Source organism: Neoroseomonas terrae, from assembly GCF_018129025.1.
GTDB classification, from domain to species: domain Bacteria; phylum Pseudomonadota; class Alphaproteobacteria; order Acetobacterales; family Acetobacteraceae; genus Neoroseomonas; species Neoroseomonas terrae.
Genome location: NZ_JAAEDI010000006.1, coordinates 81,339 through 98,943, shown reverse-complemented (window position 1 = coordinate 98,943; position 17,605 = coordinate 81,339). Strand labels below are relative to the sequence as shown.

Here is a 17,605-nt window from a genome sequence, read left to right as displayed (position 1 = left end):
ATCCACGATCGAGGAAGGCACGCCATGACCACCACGTTGATCAAAGCCGCTGATCTCATCGTCGCCTGGGACGCTTCGGCGAAGGCGCACACCTATCTGCCCGATGCCGACATGGCCTTCACCGACGGGACGCTTTCCTTCGTCGGCCGCGGCTATGAAGGCGCCGCCGATACGGTGATCGATGGCAAGGGCCTGATGGTCATGCCGGGCCTCGTGAACATCCATTCCCATCCGTCCAGCGAGCCGCTGAACAAGGGCTTCCTCGACGAGATCGGCTCGCCCGGCCTCTACAATTCGTCGCTCTACGAATACATGCCGATCTTCCGCGCCGATGCGGAAGCGGTGCCGAGCTGCGTGCGCGTCGCGCTGTCGGAACTGCTGCTGTCGGGCGTCACGACCCTCGCCGATCTGTCCATGGCGCATCCGGGTTGGCTCGACCTGCTGGCCGAGGCCGGCATGCGCGTCTGCATCGCGCCGATGTTCCGCTCCGCCCGCTGGTTCACGAAGAACGGCCATGTCGTCGAATACGAATGGGACGAGAAGGCCGGCGAGAAGGCGATGGAGGAGGCGCTGCGCCTCGTCGAACGTGCCGAGCAGCATGAATCCGGCCGCCTTTTCGGCATGGTGGTGCCGGCGCAGATCGACACCTGCTCGGCGGGCCTGCTGAAGGAGAGCAACCAGGAAGCCAAGGCGCGCGGCCTGTCCTGGCAGATCCACGCGGCCCAATCCGTGGTGGAGTTCCACGAGATCACGCGCCGCCACGGCGTGACGCCGATCGCCTGGCTGGATTCCATGGGGCTGCTTGGCGAGCGCTCCATCATCGGGCATGGCATCTTCCTCGACGACCACCCCTCGACGCCCTGGCACACCAAGACCGATCTTGCGCGCCTCGCCGAGACCGGCACCACGGTCGCGCATTGCCCGACTGTCTTCGCTCGGCGGGGCATCGCAATGAAGGATGTCGGCCGCTACATCCGCCGTGGCGTGAATATCGGCATCGGCACCGATACCTATCCGCACAATATGCTGGATGAGATGCGGCTGGCCGCCCACATCGCCCGTACCCAGGCCGGCGACCCGCGCACCATGACGACGACCGACCTGTTCAACGCCGCGACGATCGGCGGCGCGCAGGCGCTCGGCCGCGACGACATCGGCCGGCTGGCCGCAGGATGCCGCGCGGATTTCTCCCTGGTGGATGTGACGCATCCGATGATCCGCCCGGCCTACGATCCGGTCCGCAGCCTGATCTATGCGGCCGGCGACCGCGCCCTGAAGGCGGTGTTCGTGGATGGCAACAAGGTGGTGGAGAACGGCGAGGTCCTGACCATGGACTATCGCGCGGCCGCCGAGCACCTGAACGAATCGCAGAAGCGTGTCGCGGCCGGCGTGCCGCAGCGCGACTGGGCGCATCGCAGTGCGGAGAAGATCGCACCGCCGACCTTCTACTGGTCGTGATGCGCATCGCATGACGGACGACCTTCTTCGCATCGACGGCCTTCGCACCGTCTTCCGTACCCATGGCGGCGAGATCGCTGCCGTGGATGGCGTCGATCTTTCCGTCCCGCGCGGCCGCACGCTTGGCATCGTCGGTGAATCCGGCTGCGGCAAATCCGTGCTGTCGCTCTCGGTGATGCGCCTCGTCGCGCATCCCGGGCGCGTCGCGGCCGGGCATGTCGCGCTCGATGGGCGCGACCTGCTGTCGCTGTCGAACGCCGAGATGCGCGATGTGCGCGGCAGCCAGGTCGCGATGATCTTTCAGGAGCCGATGACCAGCCTGAACCCGGTCCATACCGTCGGCTTCCAGATCACCGAGGCGATGCGCGCGCACGATGCCCGCGCCTCCAAGGCCGATCTGCGCGACCGCGCCATCGACGCCCTGAAGCGCGTCCGCATTCCCGCGCCGGAACGCCGCTTCGACGAGTACCCGCACCAGCTTTCGGGTGGCATGCGCCAGCGCGTGATGATTGCCATGGCACTCGCCTGCAAGCCGAAGCTGCTGATCGCGGATGAGCCGACGACCGCACTCGACGTGACAGTGCAGGCCCAGATCCTCGACCTGCTGCGCGACCTGCAGCAGGAGACGGGGATGTCCATCATCCTGATCACGCATGATCTCGGCGTGGTCGCGGAGATGGCCGATGAGGTCGCGGTCATGTATGCCGGCCGCGTGGTCGAACGCGCGCCCGCCGGCGCGCTGTTCGGCGACCCGATGCATCCCTACACGCTCGGCCTGCTGGGGTCGGTGCCACGGCTGGACGAGGAGCGTGAGAACCTGCTCGCCATCGAGGGCAGCGTGCCGCCGCCCTTCGCCCTGCCGAAGGGCTGCCGCTTCCACCCGCGCTGCCCCTTCGCGGTGCCGGAATGCCGATCCGAGCAGCCGCCGCTGCGCCCGATCGCGGAGGGCCATCAGGCCGCCTGCCTGCGCGCGCCTGTCGAGGCCTTCGCAGCATGAGCGAGCCCCTTCTGGACGTCACTGGCCTTGCCAAGCACTACCCGGTACGGGAAGGGCTGATCCTGGCGAAGCAGGTTGGAACGGTGCGCGCCGTGGATGGCGTCTCCTTCAGCGTGAAGCGTGGCGAGACGCTTGCGCTCGTCGGTGAATCCGGCTGCGGCAAGTCCACCACGGCACGTCTGGTGCTGCGGCTGATCGAACCCTCGGCCGGCACCATCCGCTTTGAGGGCGCCGACGTCACCCGCATCACGGGCGCCGCGCAGCGGGCGATGCGCCGGCGCATGCAGATCGTCTTCCAGGACCCCTATGCCAGCCTCAACCCGCGGCTGACCGTCGCCGACACCATCGCGGAGCCGATGGCGGTGCACGGCATCGGCGACGCGGCCTCGCGCCGCAAGCGGGTCGAGGAGCTGCTCTCCCTGGTCGGGCTGCGCAGCTTCCATGCGCAGCGCTACCCGCATGAATTCTCGGGCGGCCAGCGGCAGCGCATCGGCATCGCGCGCGCGCTGTCCGTGCAGCCGGACCTCGTCGTCTGTGACGAGCCGGTCAGCGCGCTCGACGTCTCGATCCAGGCGCAGGTGGTGAACCTGCTGAAGGACCTGCAGCGGCGCTTCGGCCTCGCCTATCTGTTCATCGCCCACGACCTCGCCGTGGTGAAGCACGTCGCGGACCGGGTCGCGGTCATGTATCTCGGCCAGATCGTCGAGATCGGGAACAAGGCCGACCTTTTCGCCAATCCGCGCCACCCCTACACGCGCGCCCTGCTCGCCGCGATCCCGCATCCGGACCCGCAGCGGCGCGGCCAGGTGAAGCCGCTGGGCGGCGATGTGCCGAGCCCGATGAACCCGCCCCCCGGCTGCCGCTTCCACACCCGCTGCCCCTTCGCCCAGGACCGCTGCCGGTCCGAGGCCCCGGCGCTGCGCCCGATGGCGGACGGGCATGAGGCCGCTTGCCACTTCGCGGAAACGCTGCCGCCCGCCGGGCTCGATTTCGCCGGCGGGCTGTCGGAGGCTGCGGCGAGGCGCCTCGCTCTCTACGCCAGGGCCCGCGCGGCGTGATGGACTGACGCGGTGCGTGCGGGCACAGTCCGCACCGCAGCAGGGAAGTCGCGCATGTCGGATGTCCTCGTCGTCGGAGCCGGCCCGGTCGGGCTGACCATGGCCTGCGAACTGGCGCGCCACGGCATCGTCTGCCGCATCGTCGACAAGGCGGCGGAGCCCTTGCGCTTCTGTCGCGCCATCGGCGTCACCCCCCGCACCCTTGAAGTGTGGGAGGATATGGGCATCGCGCAGGAGATGATCGACGCCGGCCTCTGGATCACGGGCCAGCGCCTCATCATCCCGGGCCGCCCGCCAGTGGATACGACACGCGACCTCAGCGACCTGCCCTTCGCCACCCTCGGCCTGCCGCAGTATGAGACGGAACGGCTGCTGACCCGGCATCTCGCCCGGCACGGCATCGCCATCGAGCGGGGCGTCGCGCTCGAGACCCTGGAGCAGGACCCCGATGGCGTGACCGTCCGCCTGTCCGGTGCCGCCGCGCCCGAACGCTTCCGATATGTCATCGGATGCGATGGCGCGCATAGCGCGGTGCGCCGCGCCCTCGGCATCGCGTTCGAGGGGGAGGCGATGCCGATGACCTTCATGCTCGGCGACATCCATATGGCGACCGATCTGCCCTATGGCATGGCGCTCATGGCGATCCGGCCGCATGAGGATGCGGCGCCTGACCTTTTCGTCGCCATCCCCTTGCCGGAACCCGGACGTTTCCGGGTCTCGATGCTCGCGCCGGACGGGATCGGCGAGGGCACCGGCCACGGTCTCCAATCCGAGATGGCGGGGCCGGACCTTGCCGCATTGCAAGCGGTGGCGGACGACCTGCTGCCCGATCGGCCGGTGCTGTCGGAGCTGCGCTGGTCCTCGATGTTCCGCATCAGCATGCGCCTTGCCGCGAAGTATCGCGAAGGCCGCGTCTTCATCGCCGGCGATGCCGCGCATATCCATCCGCCGACCGGCGGGCAGGGGATGAACACCGGCATCCAGGATGCCTACAACCTCGCCTGGAAGCTCGCCGCGGTCACGGCCGGGCGCGCGCCGCCGGCGCTGCTCGACAGCTACGAGGCCGAGCGGCGACCGGTTGGCGAGGACGTCGTGGCGCGCACCCTGGCGGCCTCGATGAACCTTGGCCGTGGCGGCCCGAAGCCTGACCGGCTCGAGGACACGCAGCTTCTCGTCAATTATCGCGGCAGCGCCTGGGTGCGCGACGATGGCGGTGCGGATGGTCCGCCGGCCGGCGATCGCGCGCCCGACGCCGGCGGGCTGCGGCGCCATGGCGTGGGCTTTCCGCTGCGCGTCTTCGAGATGCTCCGCGGTACGGAACCGGTGCTGCTCCTGCATCGCCCCGCCGATTCCGATGCCCTGCCGCGCGTCGCCGGGCTGCGCGTCGTCGCCGTCACGGAGGCGCCCGAGGCGGACCGGTACGGCGTCACGCTGCTGCAGGATGCGACGGGCGACTTCGCCGCGGTGTACGGCGCGGCGGCGGGTGCCTGGCTGGTGCGGCCGGATGGCTATGTCGCCTGGCGCGGGCCTTCGGCGGATCATGCCGGGCTGCACGATGTGCTCGCCCGCGTCTTCGGCATCGGTGGTTTGACAAGCGGGCAAGGCGCTACCGACACTAGGGACAACTGATCCCCGGGAGGGACCCTTGTCCGACGCATCCACCGTTGCCCTTCGCCGTCGCGCGTTGCTTAGCGCCGCAACCGCGCTTCTCGCCGCACCTGCGCTTGCGCAGGCGTCCTGGCCGAACCGGCCGATCCGGCTGATGGTCGGCTTTCCGGCGGGCGGCACGACCGACATCCTTGGCCGCATCGCCGCGCAGATACTCCAGGAATCGCTGGGCCAGCCGGTGGTCGTGGAGAACCGGCCAGGTGCCGGGTCCAACATCGCCGCCCAGGCGGTGCTCCGCAGCCCGGCCGATGGCTATACGCTGCTGCTCGGCTCGCCGGGCACCAATGCGATCAACCCGCATCTCTACAGCAATGCCGGGTACGATCCGCTGAAGGACTTCCTGCCGATCAGCCAGATCGCGGAGGTGCCGAACCTGATCGCCGCGCATCCGGGCCTCGGCGTGCGCGATGCCGGCGCGCTGATCGCGATGGCGAAGAGCCGCACCATGTCCTACGGCGAGACGAGCATCGGCGGATCAACCCATCTTGCCGCCGAGCTGTTCCGCCTGATGGGCGGGTTCGAGGCGACGCACGTCTCCTATCGCGGCAGTTCCCCGATGATGGTCGACCTGCTGCCGGGCCGCATCGATTTCGGCACGGACAACCTGCCCTCCATCCTGCCGCATATCCGCTCCAACGCCCTGGTCGCGATCGGCGTGACATCCGCCGAGCGCTGGCCGGCGAACCCCGACATTCCCGCGATTGCGGAGACGCTGCCGGGCTACGAGGTCACGGCGTGGTTCGGCCTGGTCGCGCCGCGGGGCACGCCGCCGGAGATCATCGAGCGTCTCAATACAGCGCTGCGCGCCGGCCTCGAAAAGCCGGAGACCGCCGCACGCATGGCCGAGCTCGGCGCCCGGCCGCTGCCGGGCACGCCGGAGGTCTACCAGGCACGCAACGAACGCGAATTCGTCCGCCTCGGCGACCTGATCCGCCGCGTCGGCATTCGCGCGGAGTAGGGGAGGGCAGCATGGCGCGCATCGGCTTCGTCGGGCTCGGCAGGATGGGGGCGCCGATGGCGCGCAACCTGCTCAGGGCCGGGCATCAGGTGGTGGTGTTCGACATCGTGCAACCCGCGGTGGATGCGGTGGTCGAGGCGGGTGCTACGGCCGGTTTCTCGGCAGCGGCGGCGGCGGCGGAGGCGGATTTCGTCATCACCATGCTGCCGGCGGGCGAGCATGTGCGCGATGCCTGGCTGGGGCAGGGAGGCCTCGCCAAGGCCGCACGACAGGGCGCGCTGCTGATGGATTGTTCGACCATCGACGTGGCGACGGCGCGTGATGTCGCGGCCAAGGCGGGGCAGCCCTTCATCGATGCGCCGGTCTCGGGCGGCGTGATGGGGGCGGAGGCCGGGACGCTCACCTTCATGGTCGGCGGGTCGGACGACGCGGTCGCGCGCGCGAGGCCCATCCTGGAGGCGATGGGCAAGACCATCGTCCATTGCGGAGAAGCCGGCGCCGGCCAGGTCGCCAAGCTGTGCAACAACATGATGCTTGCCGCGACGATGGCGGTGACGTCGGAAGCCTTCGTGATGGCGGAGAAGCTCGGGCTGTCGGCCCAGGCGCTGTACGATGTCTGCTCGAAATCGACCGCGCAGTCCTGGGCGCTGAACACCTACTGCCCGGTACCCGGTCCCGCGCCGGGCAGCCCGGCGAACAGGGACTACGCGCCGGGCTTCACGGCGGCGCTGATGCGCAAGGATCTCGGTCTCGCGCAGCAGGCCGCCAAGGATGCGGGGGTGGAGACACCGGTTGGCGCGCTCGCGCTGGCGCTGTTCGACCGCTTCGTCGATGGCGGCGGCGGGGGGAAGGATTTCTCCGGGATCATCGCGATGATCCGCGAAGGGAAGGGATGATGACGACGAGTTTCGTATCGCCGCGCCTGCTGATGATCGGCGGCGGCGCCTGCGCGAAGGTTGCCGAGGTGCTCGGCCAGTTCGGCCTGTCGAAGCCGCTGGTGGTGACGGATCCGTGGATGGTGTCCTCCGGCACGGTCGAGAAGGTGCTGGCGCCGCTGCGCGCCGCCGGCCTCGCGCCCGGCGTGTTCAGCGACACGGTGCCCGACCCGACCGACACGGTGATTGAGGCCGGCGTCGTCGCGATGAAGGCCGGTGACTATGACTGCCTGGTCGGATTCGGTGGCGGCTCGCCGATGGATACGGCGAAGGCGATGGCAATCCTCGGCGCGGCCGCGCCGGGTGCGAAGATGCGCGACTTCAAGGTGCCGGCGCAGGCGAACCGCGCGGCGCTACCCGTGGTGTGCGTGCCGACCACGGCCGGCACGGGGAGCGAGGCGACGCGCTTCACCGTCATCACCGACAGCGAGCGCGACGAGAAGATGCTGATCGCGGGGCTCGGCGCGCTGCCGCTGGCCGCGGTGGTGGACTACGAACTGACCTTCTCCGTGCCGCCACGCACGACGGCCGATACCGGCATCGACAGCCTGACGCATGCGCTGGAGGCCTTCGTCTCGAAGCGAGCGAATGACGAAGCGGATGAGTATGCGCTGCGGGCCATGCGGCTGATCGCACCCAATCTGCGCACCGTGTATCGCGAACCGTCCAATGCCGAAGCGCGCGCCGCGATGATGAAGGGCGCGACGCTGGCGGGTATCGCCTTCAGCAATTCGTCGGTGGCGCTGGTGCATGGGATGTCGCGGCCGATCGGGGCGCATTTCCACGTGCCGCATGGCCTGTCGAACGCGATGCTGCTGCCCGCCGTGACCGAGTACGGCCTGAACGCCGCGCTGCCGCGCTATGCCGAGGCTGCACGGGCCATGGGCGTCGCGACGGCCGCTGAAGGGGATCAATCAGCCGCGGCGAAGCTGCTCGAGGAATTGCGGGCGCTCAACCGCGACCTGGCCGTGCCGACGCCCGCGGCCTTCGGCATCGATGCCGCGGCCTGGGAAGGCCTGCTGCCGACCATGGCGGAACAGGCGCTCGCCTCCGGCAGCCCGGCGAACAACCCCGCCGTGCCCGATGCCGGGATGATCGTTGCCTTGTACAAACGGGCGTGGGCCGACTGATTCGCCCGACAGCCAGGGAGGGAACGATAATGGAGGGAATCCATCGCCGCACTCCTCCTGGATCCCGACCATCGCCGAGGGCGGCGTGGCGGATTTCGATGTCAGCACCTGGTCGACGATCCTCGCCCCCGCCGCGACGCCGCGGGACATCGTGATGCGCGCCGCGACCGAGGCATCGAAGATCCTCCGCGATCCCGCCATGACGTCACGGCTTGCCGATATCGGACTGCTGGTGGATGGCCGCAGCCCCGGGGGCACCGCGACCTTCCTGCGCACTGAGGTGGAAGGCTGGGCGGGGTGATCCGGAAGGGCGACATCTGGGTCGAATGACATCGGCGGCACGGCCCCCAGCGGGGCCGCGCCTGAATGGCCGGGAAGCGCCGCGCTTATGCCTTGGCGGGCGTCGTGCCGGCCGGCGGCTCATCCCGCCGCAGCGTCCGCCGCCCGGTGAACAGCACGATCGGCGCGGCGATGAAGGTGGAGGACGAGGTCCCCACCACGATGCCGGCGACCATCAGCCAGCCGAAGCCGGACAGCGTATCCCCCCCGAACAGCGCGAGCGGCACGGCGGCGAGCAGCAGCGTCACCGAGGTGCCGAGGGTGCGGTTCATCGTCTCGTTGATCGAGAGGTCGACGAGGTTGTCGAGCGGCATCGTCTTGTACTTGCGCAGGTTCTCCCGCATGCGGTCGAAGACCACGACCTTGTCGTTCGCGTTGAAGCCGATGATCGTCAGAATCGCCGCCACGGTCGTCAGGTTGAACTCGATTCCGGTGACCACCATGATGCCGATAACCTTCGTGGTATCGAGCATCAGGGTGGTGACGCCGGCGATGGCGAACTGCCATTCGAAGCGGAACCAGATGTAGGCGAGCATCGCGGCGAAGGAGAGGGCCAGCGCGATCAGCCCGCCAAGGAACAGCTCGTCCGAGATGCGGTTGCCGACCGCCTCGACCCGCAGGATGCGCGTGCCGGGGGCGACCTGTTCGAGCGAACCCCGGACGGCGTTGACCGCGTTCTGCACGGCGTTCTCGTCGCCCTGGGCGGGCAGGCGGATGGCGAAGGTGGAGGCGTCCCCGAATTGCAGGATGGTGGCGTCGCCGAGGTTCAGGCCACCGACCGCACTGCGCAGTGCGCTGATATCCCCCGCTTCCGGCGTACGCACCTCCATCTCGATGCCGCCCTTGAAGTCGATGCCTTTTTCGAGGCCCGGGTAGAAGGCGAGGGCGACGGAGGCGGTCGACAGGACCGCCGAGGTCACCAGCCCGATCCGCGCCCCGCGCATGAAGCGAATGCGCGTCTCGTCGGGGAAGATGCGGAACAGCGGGCGCTTCAGGCGCTCGATGATCGAGAGGCCGGGCCGCTGGATCACCGGCAGCTCCTTCGGCCGGGTCCGGCGATACCACCAGGAGACCATGAGGCGCGTCAGCACCGTCGCGGTCCACATCTGCACCACGGTGCCGATGGCGACGGTGACCGCGAAGCCCTTCACCGGGCCTGATCCGAAGCCGTAGAGGCAGGCCATCGCGATCAGGTTAGTGAGGTTGGAGTCCAGGATGGTGCCGGAGGCTTTGGTATAGCCTGCCTGCAGGGCGTTGATCGGTGTTCGTCCTAGCTTCGTTTCCTCACGTATGCGCTCGTTGATCAGGATGTTCGCGTCGAGCGCTGTGCCGAGGGTCAGCACGATGCCGGCAATGCCCGGTAGCGTCAGTGTCGCGCCCAGCAGCGTGAGGCCCGTCATCATCAGAACGATGTTGAACAGCAGCGCGATGTTGGCGAACCAGCCGAACAACCCGTAGGCGAGCCCCATATAAAGGAAGACGAACAGCGTGCCGGCCGCGAGGGACAGAATGCCGGCGCGGATCGCATCGGCGCCGAGCTCTGGCCCGACGGTGCGTTCCTCGACCACGGTCAGCGGCGCGGGCAGGGCGCCGGCGCGCAGCAGCACGGCCAGGTCGTTGGCGCCGCGCGCGTTGAAGGACCCGCTGATCTGGCCCTGTCCACCGGTGATCGGCTCGCGGATGACGGGGGCGGTGATCACCTTGTCGTCCAGCACCACGGCGAAGGGCCGGCCGACGTTGTTGCGCGTGATCTCCGCGAAGCGGCGCGTGCCGACGGAATCGAACTGGAAATTCACGACCCATTCGCCGGTGCGGCTGTCCTGGCCGGCGCGGGCGTTGGTCAGGTTCGCACCATCCACCTCGACCCGGCGGCGCACCGCGTATCGTTCGCCCTCTCGCTCACCCTGGAGGAACATCACACCTGGGGGCGGGGTGGCCGCCATGCCGGCGTTCTCGTCCACCAGATGGAAGGTCATGCGGGCGGTACGGCCCAGCAGTTCCTTGATTCGGTTCGGGTCCTCGACACCCGGCAGCGTCACTAGGATGCGCGACTGGCCCTGGCGGGCGATCAGCGCCTCGGAAACGCCCGTCTCATCGATACGGCGGCGGACGATTTCGATGGATTGCTCGACCGCGCCGCTGGCCTTGGCGCGAAGGCCGGCTTCGGTCAGCGTGGCCCAGACCTGGCCGTCGGGGCTGCTCGTGACGTCGATGTCCGGTACTTCCTGCCCGGTCGCCAGGCGGACGGGATTGGCCAGTTCGCGCAGCGCCGTGACGGCCGTCGGGATCTGCGCGGCATCGAGCACGCGCAATCCCATGCGCCGGTTCGCCGGCTCGGCGTTGAGGTTGGTGTAGCGCACATTGGCGGTGCGCAGCCGCGTGCGCGCGCCGTCCACCATGCCGTCCAGCCGCTCTCGGACCACCGTGTTGAGGTCGACCTCGAGCAGCAGGTACGAGCCGCCCCGAAGGTCGAGGCCGAGGCTTACCCGCTGGTCGGGGAACCAGCTCGGCAGGGCCGAGCGCGGCACCAGGTTGATCGCGGCGACGAGCGTGCCGACCAGGCAGACCAACAGGATCGCGATGGTCTTCCAGCGCGCGAAATGCAGCATGGGCAGCAGAAATCCCAGTATGAAGCCGGGCGGACAATGGCGAGGGGGTGCAGCGGATGCAACCCCGTCCGGGCGAGGCACCCTGTCGCGCCCCGGCCATGATTCCGCAAGGCATTTTCCGCGATCTGTCCCCCGTCGGCGGCGGGGCTGCTGCGCCCGGCGGCCTGCACTCTATGCATTCTAGGACACCGGGCCTATCACGGCGCCGGTCGCTCGCCCCTGGCGCCGCCGGGCCGGCACACCACCTCAGCTTCGCGATCCATGCCGCTCCAGAACCGAGGAGGCGTCACCAATGACCATCCTGTCCCGCCGAAGCACCCTGGGGCTTGGCCTGCTTGTCCTGTCCGGGCTTCCTGCCCGGGGACAAGGAGCCGGCCCGGTTCGCATCCGCGGTACGATCGTGCGGCTGGAGGGCGCCGAACTCGCCGTGACGACCCGCGCGGATGAAAGCGTGATCGTCAATCTGGCGGAGAACACGACCGTCAGTGCCCTGCGCCGGGTTGCGCTGGCCGACCTTACGCCCGGCACCTCCGTCGGGGTCGTTGCCGAGCCGGGAGCGGACGGCGAGTTGCGCGCGACGGCCATCACGGTCCTGCCGCCCGGCATCCGGATCACGGAACTGCAAAGCGCGTGGGACACCGCACCGAACGCCTCGATGAACAACGGGGCGGTCGAGGCGGCGGTGGACAGCAGCGCGGGCCGCGACCTGACGCTCAGCATCCTCGGGCGGCGCGTCCTGGTGCGGGTGCCGGCCGACACGCCGCTGCTGATGCCCATTCCGGCGGCGCGTACCGACCTGGTGGCCGGCGCGACCGTCTTCATCAACGCGACGCGCGGCGGGGATGGCCGGATCTCGGCCAACCGCGTAACAGTCAGCAAGGACGGCGTGGTACCGGTGATCTGATGGAACGGATTTTTCTTGCGCCCGATGGCCGGGCGCGCTGCCGCTGGTGCGCCGCGACGCCCGACTACATGGCCTATCACGACGGCGAATGGGGCTTCCCCGTCACCGATGACCGCCGCCTGTTCGAGAAGATCTGCCTGGAAGGCTTCCAGTCCGGGCTGAGCTGGCGAACCATCCTGGCGAAGCGGGAGAATTTCCGCGCCGCCTTCGCGGGCTTCGACTTCGACCGCATCGCGCGCTTCACGGAACAGGACGTCGCGCGCCTGTTGCAGGACGCCGGCATCGTGCGCCATCGCGGCAAGATCGAGGCCGTCATCAACAATGCGCAACGGGCTTGCGAACTGGTGGCGGAGACCGGGACACTCGCCGCCTATTTCTGGCGCTTCGAAGCGCAGTCGGTGCCCGGCATCCGCGCCACCGCCCCGGAATCCGTCGCGCTATCGAAGGATCTGAAGAAGCGCGGCTGGAAGTTCGTCGGCCCGACGACCGTCTATGCCTTCATGCAGGCGATGGGGCTGGTGAACGACCACGACCCGGGCTGCGTGACGCATGTCGAGGTGGCGCGCGCCCGGGCGGCGTTCCGGCCACCGGGCGGTGTAGCGGCGTGACCCGGTCGCATATGTTCACGGAACATGCCCTAGCCCGTTGTTTTAGCGCGTATCTTCGCACCGCCGGGTGATTCCACCCGATCGCGATCTGCTTTAAAGCGCCGGCATGAACGACAGCGACAGACGACTCGCCCTGGCCATCCTCGGCGTCGGTCATTTCGGCCGCTTCCACGCGCTGAAGGCCGCTGCCAACCCGCGGGTGCGGCTGGTCGGCCTAGCCGACGCCGACGCCGCCCGCGCCGCCACCGTGGCCGCCGAGGTCGGGACCGAGGTGCTTGCCGCCGAGGCCGCGATCGCTGCCGCGGATGCGGTGATCGTCGCGGCGCCGACCCGCTACCATCATGGGCTCGCCATGGCCGCACTCGACGCCGGCAAGCATGCCTTCGTCGAGAAGCCGATCGCCGCGACGCTCGATGAGGCCGATGCGCTGATCGACGCGGCCGCCGCCGGGAGGCGGGTACTGCAGGTCGGGCATATCGAGCGCTTCTCCGCGGCCTTCGGCGCCGTGGTCGGCGCCGAGACGGGCGGCCGCGCCTTGTCGTGGGATGCGATCCGCGTCGCGCCCTTCCGGCCGCGCAGCCTCGATGTCTCGGTGGTGCTGGACCTGATGATCCACGACATCGACCTGGTCCTGGAACTCGCGGGCAGTGAGCCGGAGGCGGTCGAGGCCGTCGGTTCGGCTGTCGCCTCGGACCGCCCCGACTTTGCCGTCGCGCGGCTGCGCTTCGCCGGCGGGCGCGCGGCGGTGATCACGGCATCCCGCGTCTCGCTCGCCATGGAGCGGCGCCTGCGCGTGCTCGGCACCGAGGGCGAGATGAGCGTCAACTTCCTCGACCGTTCGCTTGCCGTGCTGCGCCGTGGCGGGGCGGAAGCTGTCGCCACGATGCCGGGTTCCGGCATCGACCGCTTCACCTGGACCGACCACGACAGCCTGGAAGCCGAACAGGCATCCTTCGTCACCGCCTGTCTGGACGGCGCGCCGGTTGTGGTGGACGGTGCGGCAGGACGGCGGGCGCTGAAGGTGGCGCTCGCGGTAGAGGCCGCGATCGGCGGCGCGTAGAGCTTTGTTGATCGCGTGATTCAGACCTCCGGCGCCTGCGCGCCTGCGGTCATCACGCTCGGAGGGGAAACGTATCGAATGGACAAGCCACGCATCGCCATCGTCGGCGCCGGTGCGGTCGGGGCCTATGCGGGGTCGTACATGGCCCAGGCGGGCCACGACGTGACCTTCATCGACCCCTGGCCCGAGCATGTGGAGGCGATGCGCTCCAAGGGCCTGACTATCCAGCATTTGAAGGACGTGCCGGAATTCACCGTGCCGGTGAAGGCGCTGCATCTGACGGAGCTGCAGGGGCTGGCGAAGGAGAAGCCGGTCGACATCGCCTTCGTCTGCATGAAGTCCTACGACACCGCCTGGGCGACGACGATGATCGCGCAGTATCTCTCGCCCGGCGGCTACATCGTCTCGCTGCAGAACTGCATCAATGAGGAGACGATCGCGGGCATCGTCGGCTGGGGCCGCGTGCTCGGTGGCATCGCCTCGCTGATCACGGTGGAACTGTCCGCGCCGGGCCTCGTGAAGCGCGCGGCGGGCAAGTCGGGTTCCAAGCACACGGTCTATCGTGTCGGCGAGCCGCATGGCCGCATCTCGCCGCGCGCGGAATACATCACCTCGCTCGTCGCGCTGTCGGATTCTGCGCTGACCACCAATAATCTGTGGGGCGAGCGCTGGTCGAAGCTGGTGGCGAACGTGATGGGCAACGGCATCGCGGCCGCGACCGGCATGGTGGCCAAGGACGCGACCGCCGACGACGCCATCCGCGCCTTCGCCGCGCGCCTGGGCAGCGAGGCGATCCGCGTCGGCCAGGCGCTCGGCTACGACCTCGAGGAGATCCTGCATCTCGACGCCGAGATCATCGCCAAGGCGGGTGAGGGCGATGCCGAGGCGCGCAAGGCCTATGACGAGCAGCGCTTGGCCGACACGCAGGGTGCGAGCGGCGGCGCGCATCGCGCCTCGATGGGCCAGGATATGATGAAGGGCCGGCGCACCGAGATCGAGTTCCTGAACGGCTTCGTCGTGGACAAGGGCAAGGGCGTCGGCATCGAGGCGCCCGCCAACGCCGCGCTGACCGAGATCGTGAAGCGCGTCGAGCGTGGCGACGCGAAGCCCTCGCCGGACCTGATCCGCGGGCTACGGCTGAACTGACCACCATGCGGTGGGCGTCCGGTTGACGCCCACCATCCTTCCCAACAGAGTCGCCGCAAGCGACCACACCGGGAAGATACGCATCATGCCAGCGACTGCGCGCGACGCCTTGCGCAACATCGTTCGAGAAAAACTCGCGCGCGACGAGGTCGTCGCCTCCATGACCGTGCGCCTCGTGCGCGGCATCGAGGCCGCGCAGATCGCCGCCAGCGCCGGCTTCGACAGCCTCTATGTCGACATGGAGCACGGCCCGCTCACCCTCGACATGACGGGCCAGGTCTGCATGGCGGCACTCGCCGCGGGCATCACGCCGCTGGTGCGCGTGCCCGCGCTCGCGCCGGAATTCGTTGGCCGCGTGCTCGATGCCGGCGCGCTCGGCATCATCGCCCCGCATGTCCATTCGGCCGAGGAAGCGAAGCGCGTCGTGCAGATGGCGAAGTTCCCCCCGCTCGGCCATCGCTCCGCCGCCGGCCATCTGCCGCAATTTGGCTTCAAGCCCTATCCGGCGAAGGAGGCGAACCCGGTGCTGGATGCGGCGACCATGGTCATCCCCATGGTCGAATCCGTCGATGCGCTGGAGAAGGTCGAGGAGATCGCGGCGGTCGAGGGCGTGGATATGATCCTCGTCGGCACCAACGACCTCACCGCCGAGATGGGCATCCCCGGCGAGTTCGACCATCAGCGCGTGCGCGACGCCTACACGCGCATCATCGAGGCCTGCCGCGGCCGCGGGAAGCATGTCGGCATCGGCGGCCTCGCCTCGCGACCTGACCTCGTTGCCGAGATCGTTCGCATGGGCGCCCGCTACGTCTCGACCGGCACGGATCTCGGTTTCCTCGCCGAGGCCTGCGCGGCCAAGGCGAAGCAGGTCCATGCACTGAAGGTCACGCTGGCATGACGGCGCGCCGCAGCCTCCTCCTCGGCACCGGCGCGACCATGCTGGCGCGCGGCGCGCTGGCGCAGGGCGCCTGGCCCGACCGCCCCGTACGCATCATCGTGCCCTTCGCGCCGGCCGGCGCGACGGACCTGATGGGTCGCCTGCTCGCCGACCGCTACGGCGCGCTCACGGGCCAGTCCTTCGTGGTCGAGAACCGCGCAGGCGCAGCCGGGCTGATCGGCATCGAGGCGGCGATGCGCAGCCCCGCCGATGGTTACACGCTGCTGATCGGCACCATCAGCACGCACGCGATGAACGTGCCGCTCTATCGCAACCGCCTGCCCTATGACCCGCTGCGCGACTTCATCCCGGTCTCGCGGCTGTCGAGCGGTGTCAGCGCCATCCTCGTCCATCCGTCCCTGGCGGTGACGGATGTGAAGGGCCTGATCGAGTATGCGAAGGCGCGGCCGGGCGAACTGAACTACGGCTCGGGCGGCAACGGCACTACCACGCATCTCGGCGCGGAGATGTTCAAGCACATGGCCGGCGTCGACATCGTCCACGTGCCCTTCCGCGCGCCGACCCAGGCGACCGTCGCCCTGGCTGGCAATCAGGTGCAGATGATGGTGGACACGCTGGTCGCCACGCGGCCGCTTGTGCGGGAAGGGCGGCTGCGCATGCTCGCCGTGACGTCGCCGCAGCGGCTGCCGGAGTTCCCGGACCTGCCGACAGTGGCCGAGACATTGCCGGGTTTCGAACTGAATGGCTGGACCGGTCTGTTCCTGCCGGCCGGCACTCCGGCGCCGGTGCTCGATCGGCTCGGCCCGCTTACGCGCGACATTCTCGCCGAGCCTGCCATCATCGAACGCATGGCGGCGGCCGGCGCCGTCTCCGCCCCGCTTTCGCCGGACGACTTCACCGCCTTCATACGCGCCGAGATCGCCCGCTGGACCCGGGTGGTCCAGGCGGCGAATATCGTGCTCGACTGACCGATCGGTTGGGGCGGTGCTTGCCAGCGCCCCGATCCCGCGCGAGGCTTCCCCTCAACACCGAAGGGAAGGAAGCCAGCATGCACAACCCGATGAATCTCTCGGGCCGGACCATCGTCGTCACCGGGGCCGGGCAGGGGATCGGCAAGGCGATCTCGGAGCTCGTGCTGAATCTCGGCGGCAACCTCGTCATGGTCGAGCGCAACCCGCAGACGCTCAGCGAGACCGCCGCCACGCTAGCCGGCGACCGGACGCTGCCGGTGCAGGGCGACGTGTCCGATGAGGCGTTCTGCGTGAAGGTTGTCGACGACGCCGCCGGGAAATTCGGCGCCGTGCATGGGCTGGTGAACAATGCCGGCATCACCCGGCCGGCGATGATCGAGAAGATGACCCTGCCGCAATGGCAAGCGGTGATCGACGTGAACCTGACCGGCGTGCATCTGATGCAGCAGGCGGTCGGCCGTCACATGATCGCGCGCAGCAAGGCAGGCGAGGCAACGCCGGGCGCGATCGTCAACATCTCCTCGACCGCGGGCAAGCGTGGATCGATCGGGCAGGTGAACTACTCGGCGGCGAAGGCCGGTGTGCTCGGCATCACCATGACGGGCGCGCTCGAATGGGCGCGCTACGGCATCCGGGTGAACAGCGTCGGCTTCGGCACGGTGGAAACGCCGATGACCGAGACGATCCGCTCCGAGCGCTTCCGCGAGCGCACGCTCGCGCGCATTCCGCTTGGGCGCATCGCGACGCCGGCCGAGGTCGCGCCGCTGATCTGCTTCCTGCTGTCCGACGGCGCCTCCTTTGTCACCGGCCAGAACTGGCTGGAGGATGGCGGCGCAGTCACGCATGTCTGACCGCTAGGCGGGGCC

The 17,605-nt window shown here is 69.1% G+C and carries 16 protein-coding genes; 15 read left to right on the top strand and 1 reads right to left on the bottom strand.

Annotated features, from left to right (window positions below; translation table 11 throughout):
- Positions 1–24: 24 nt before the first annotated feature.
- From GXW78_RS06955 to GXW78_RS28600, 8 genes are all read left to right on the top strand, one after another.
- Positions 25–1,458: an amidohydrolase family protein gene (locus GXW78_RS06955; protein ID WP_211867329.1), complete on the top strand. Its 1,434-nt coding sequence runs from the start codon at positions 25–27 to the stop codon at positions 1,456–1,458.
- A 10-nt stretch (positions 1,459–1,468) separates the two neighbouring features.
- Positions 1,469–2,455: an ABC transporter ATP-binding protein gene (locus GXW78_RS06950; protein WP_211867327.1), complete on the top strand. Its 987-nt coding sequence runs from the start codon at positions 1,469–1,471 to the stop codon at positions 2,453–2,455.
- Complete coding sequence (locus tag GXW78_RS06945; protein ID WP_211867325.1) at positions 2,452–3,513, top strand: ABC transporter ATP-binding protein; 1,062 nt, start codon at positions 2,452–2,454, stop codon at positions 3,511–3,513. Before GXW78_RS06950 ends, GXW78_RS06945 begins: the two co-directional genes overlap by 4 nt.
- Before the next feature lie 54 nt (positions 3,514–3,567).
- The gene (locus tag GXW78_RS06940) at positions 3,568–5,142 is read left to right on the top strand and encodes an FAD-dependent monooxygenase (RefSeq protein WP_211867323.1); all 1,575 of its coding nucleotides are present in this window, start codon (positions 3,568–3,570) and stop codon (positions 5,140–5,142) included.
- Positions 5,143–5,158: 16 nt separating this feature from the next.
- Positions 5,159–6,139 (top strand): Bug family tripartite tricarboxylate transporter substrate binding protein, encoded by a 981-nt coding sequence (locus GXW78_RS06935; RefSeq protein ID WP_211867321.1) that lies wholly within the window; start codon positions 5,159–5,161, stop codon positions 6,137–6,139.
- Between the two features lie 11 nt (positions 6,140–6,150).
- The gene (gene mmsB, locus GXW78_RS06930; RefSeq protein WP_211867319.1) at positions 6,151–7,035 is read left to right on the top strand and encodes a 3-hydroxyisobutyrate dehydrogenase; all 885 of its coding nucleotides are present in this window, start codon (positions 6,151–6,153) and stop codon (positions 7,033–7,035) included.
- Positions 7,035–8,204 (top strand): iron-containing alcohol dehydrogenase, encoded by a 1,170-nt coding sequence (locus GXW78_RS06925; RefSeq protein WP_211867317.1) that lies wholly within the window; start codon positions 7,035–7,037, stop codon positions 8,202–8,204. The genes mmsB and GXW78_RS06925 overlap by 1 nt, the downstream gene beginning before the upstream one ends.
- An 85-nt stretch (positions 8,205–8,289) precedes the next feature.
- A complete protein-coding gene (locus tag GXW78_RS28600; RefSeq protein WP_211867315.1) occupies positions 8,290–8,505 on the top strand; it encodes a type 2 periplasmic-binding domain-containing protein in 216 nt (71 codons plus the stop codon).
- 85 nt (positions 8,506–8,590) lie between these two features.
- On the opposite strand, the gene secD is transcribed toward GXW78_RS28600, so the two are convergent.
- Complete coding sequence (secD, locus tag GXW78_RS06915) at positions 8,591–11,152, bottom strand: protein translocase subunit SecD (protein ID WP_211867313.1); 2,562 nt, start codon at positions 11,150–11,152, stop codon at positions 8,591–8,593.
- Positions 11,153–11,444: 292 nt separating this feature from the next.
- On the opposite strand from secD, the gene GXW78_RS06910 reads away from it, so the two are divergent.
- The 7 genes from GXW78_RS06910 to GXW78_RS06880 all read left to right on the top strand — a co-directional run bounded on the left by GXW78_RS06910 (position 11,445) and on the right by GXW78_RS06880 (position 17,590).
- The gene (locus tag GXW78_RS06910) at positions 11,445–12,056 is read left to right on the top strand and encodes a hypothetical protein (protein ID WP_211867311.1); all 612 of its coding nucleotides are present in this window, start codon (positions 11,445–11,447) and stop codon (positions 12,054–12,056) included.
- Entirely contained in the window at positions 12,056–12,664 is a 609-nt protein-coding gene (locus GXW78_RS06905) for a DNA-3-methyladenine glycosylase I (protein ID WP_211867309.1), read from the top strand. The genes GXW78_RS06910 and GXW78_RS06905 overlap by 1 nt, the downstream gene beginning before the upstream one ends.
- A 106-nt stretch (positions 12,665–12,770) precedes the next feature.
- On the top strand, positions 12,771–13,724 hold the full coding sequence (locus tag GXW78_RS06900; protein ID WP_211867307.1) for a Gfo/Idh/MocA family oxidoreductase: 954 nt from the start codon (positions 12,771–12,773) through the stop codon (positions 13,722–13,724).
- Between the two features lie 78 nt (positions 13,725–13,802).
- A complete protein-coding gene (locus GXW78_RS06895; RefSeq protein WP_211867305.1) occupies positions 13,803–14,870 on the top strand; it encodes a ketopantoate reductase family protein in 1,068 nt (355 codons plus the stop codon).
- An 85-nt stretch (positions 14,871–14,955) separates the two neighbouring features.
- Positions 14,956–15,768, top strand: a complete 813-nt coding sequence (locus tag GXW78_RS06890; RefSeq protein ID WP_211867303.1) for an HpcH/HpaI aldolase family protein — start codon at positions 14,956–14,958, stop codon at positions 15,766–15,768.
- The gene (locus tag GXW78_RS06885) at positions 15,765–16,736 is read left to right on the top strand and encodes a Bug family tripartite tricarboxylate transporter substrate binding protein (protein ID WP_211867301.1); all 972 of its coding nucleotides are present in this window, start codon (positions 15,765–15,767) and stop codon (positions 16,734–16,736) included. Before GXW78_RS06890 ends, GXW78_RS06885 begins: the two co-directional genes overlap by 4 nt.
- A gap of 80 nt (positions 16,737–16,816) precedes the next feature.
- Entirely contained in the window at positions 16,817–17,590 is a 774-nt protein-coding gene (locus GXW78_RS06880) for an SDR family NAD(P)-dependent oxidoreductase (RefSeq protein ID WP_211867299.1), read from the top strand.
- Positions 17,591–17,605 lie beyond the last annotated feature (15 nt).

Coding starts and splice junctions, on each gene's coding strand:
- GXW78_RS06940 (WP_211867323.1), top strand. CDS start 3,568: ATGTCGGATGTCCTCGTCGTCGGAGCCGGCCCGGTCGGGCTGACCATG.
- GXW78_RS06885 (WP_211867301.1), top strand. CDS start 15,765: ATGACGGCGCGCCGCAGCCTCCTCCTCGGCACCGGCGCGACCATGCTG.
- GXW78_RS06955 (WP_211867329.1), top strand. CDS start 25: ATGACCACCACGTTGATCAAAGCCGCTGATCTCATCGTCGCCTGGGAC.
- GXW78_RS06905 (WP_211867309.1), top strand. CDS start 12,056: ATGGAACGGATTTTTCTTGCGCCCGATGGCCGGGCGCGCTGCCGCTGG.
- GXW78_RS06890 (WP_211867303.1), top strand. CDS start 14,956: ATGCCAGCGACTGCGCGCGACGCCTTGCGCAACATCGTTCGAGAAAAA.
- GXW78_RS06910 (WP_211867311.1), top strand. CDS start 11,445: ATGACCATCCTGTCCCGCCGAAGCACCCTGGGGCTTGGCCTGCTTGTC.
- GXW78_RS06950 (WP_211867327.1), top strand. CDS start 1,469: ATGACGGACGACCTTCTTCGCATCGACGGCCTTCGCACCGTCTTCCGT.
- GXW78_RS06880 (WP_211867299.1), top strand. CDS start 16,817: ATGCACAACCCGATGAATCTCTCGGGCCGGACCATCGTCGTCACCGGG.
- secD (WP_211867313.1), bottom strand. CDS start 11,152: ATGCTGCATTTCGCGCGCTGGAAGACCATCGCGATCCTGTTGGTCTGC.
- GXW78_RS06900 (WP_211867307.1), top strand. CDS start 12,771: ATGAACGACAGCGACAGACGACTCGCCCTGGCCATCCTCGGCGTCGGT.
- mmsB (WP_211867319.1), top strand. CDS start 6,151: ATGGCGCGCATCGGCTTCGTCGGGCTCGGCAGGATGGGGGCGCCGATG.
- GXW78_RS06945 (WP_211867325.1), top strand. CDS start 2,452: ATGAGCGAGCCCCTTCTGGACGTCACTGGCCTTGCCAAGCACTACCCG.
- GXW78_RS06925 (WP_211867317.1), top strand. CDS start 7,035: ATGACGACGAGTTTCGTATCGCCGCGCCTGCTGATGATCGGCGGCGGC.
- GXW78_RS06895 (WP_211867305.1), top strand. CDS start 13,803: ATGGACAAGCCACGCATCGCCATCGTCGGCGCCGGTGCGGTCGGGGCC.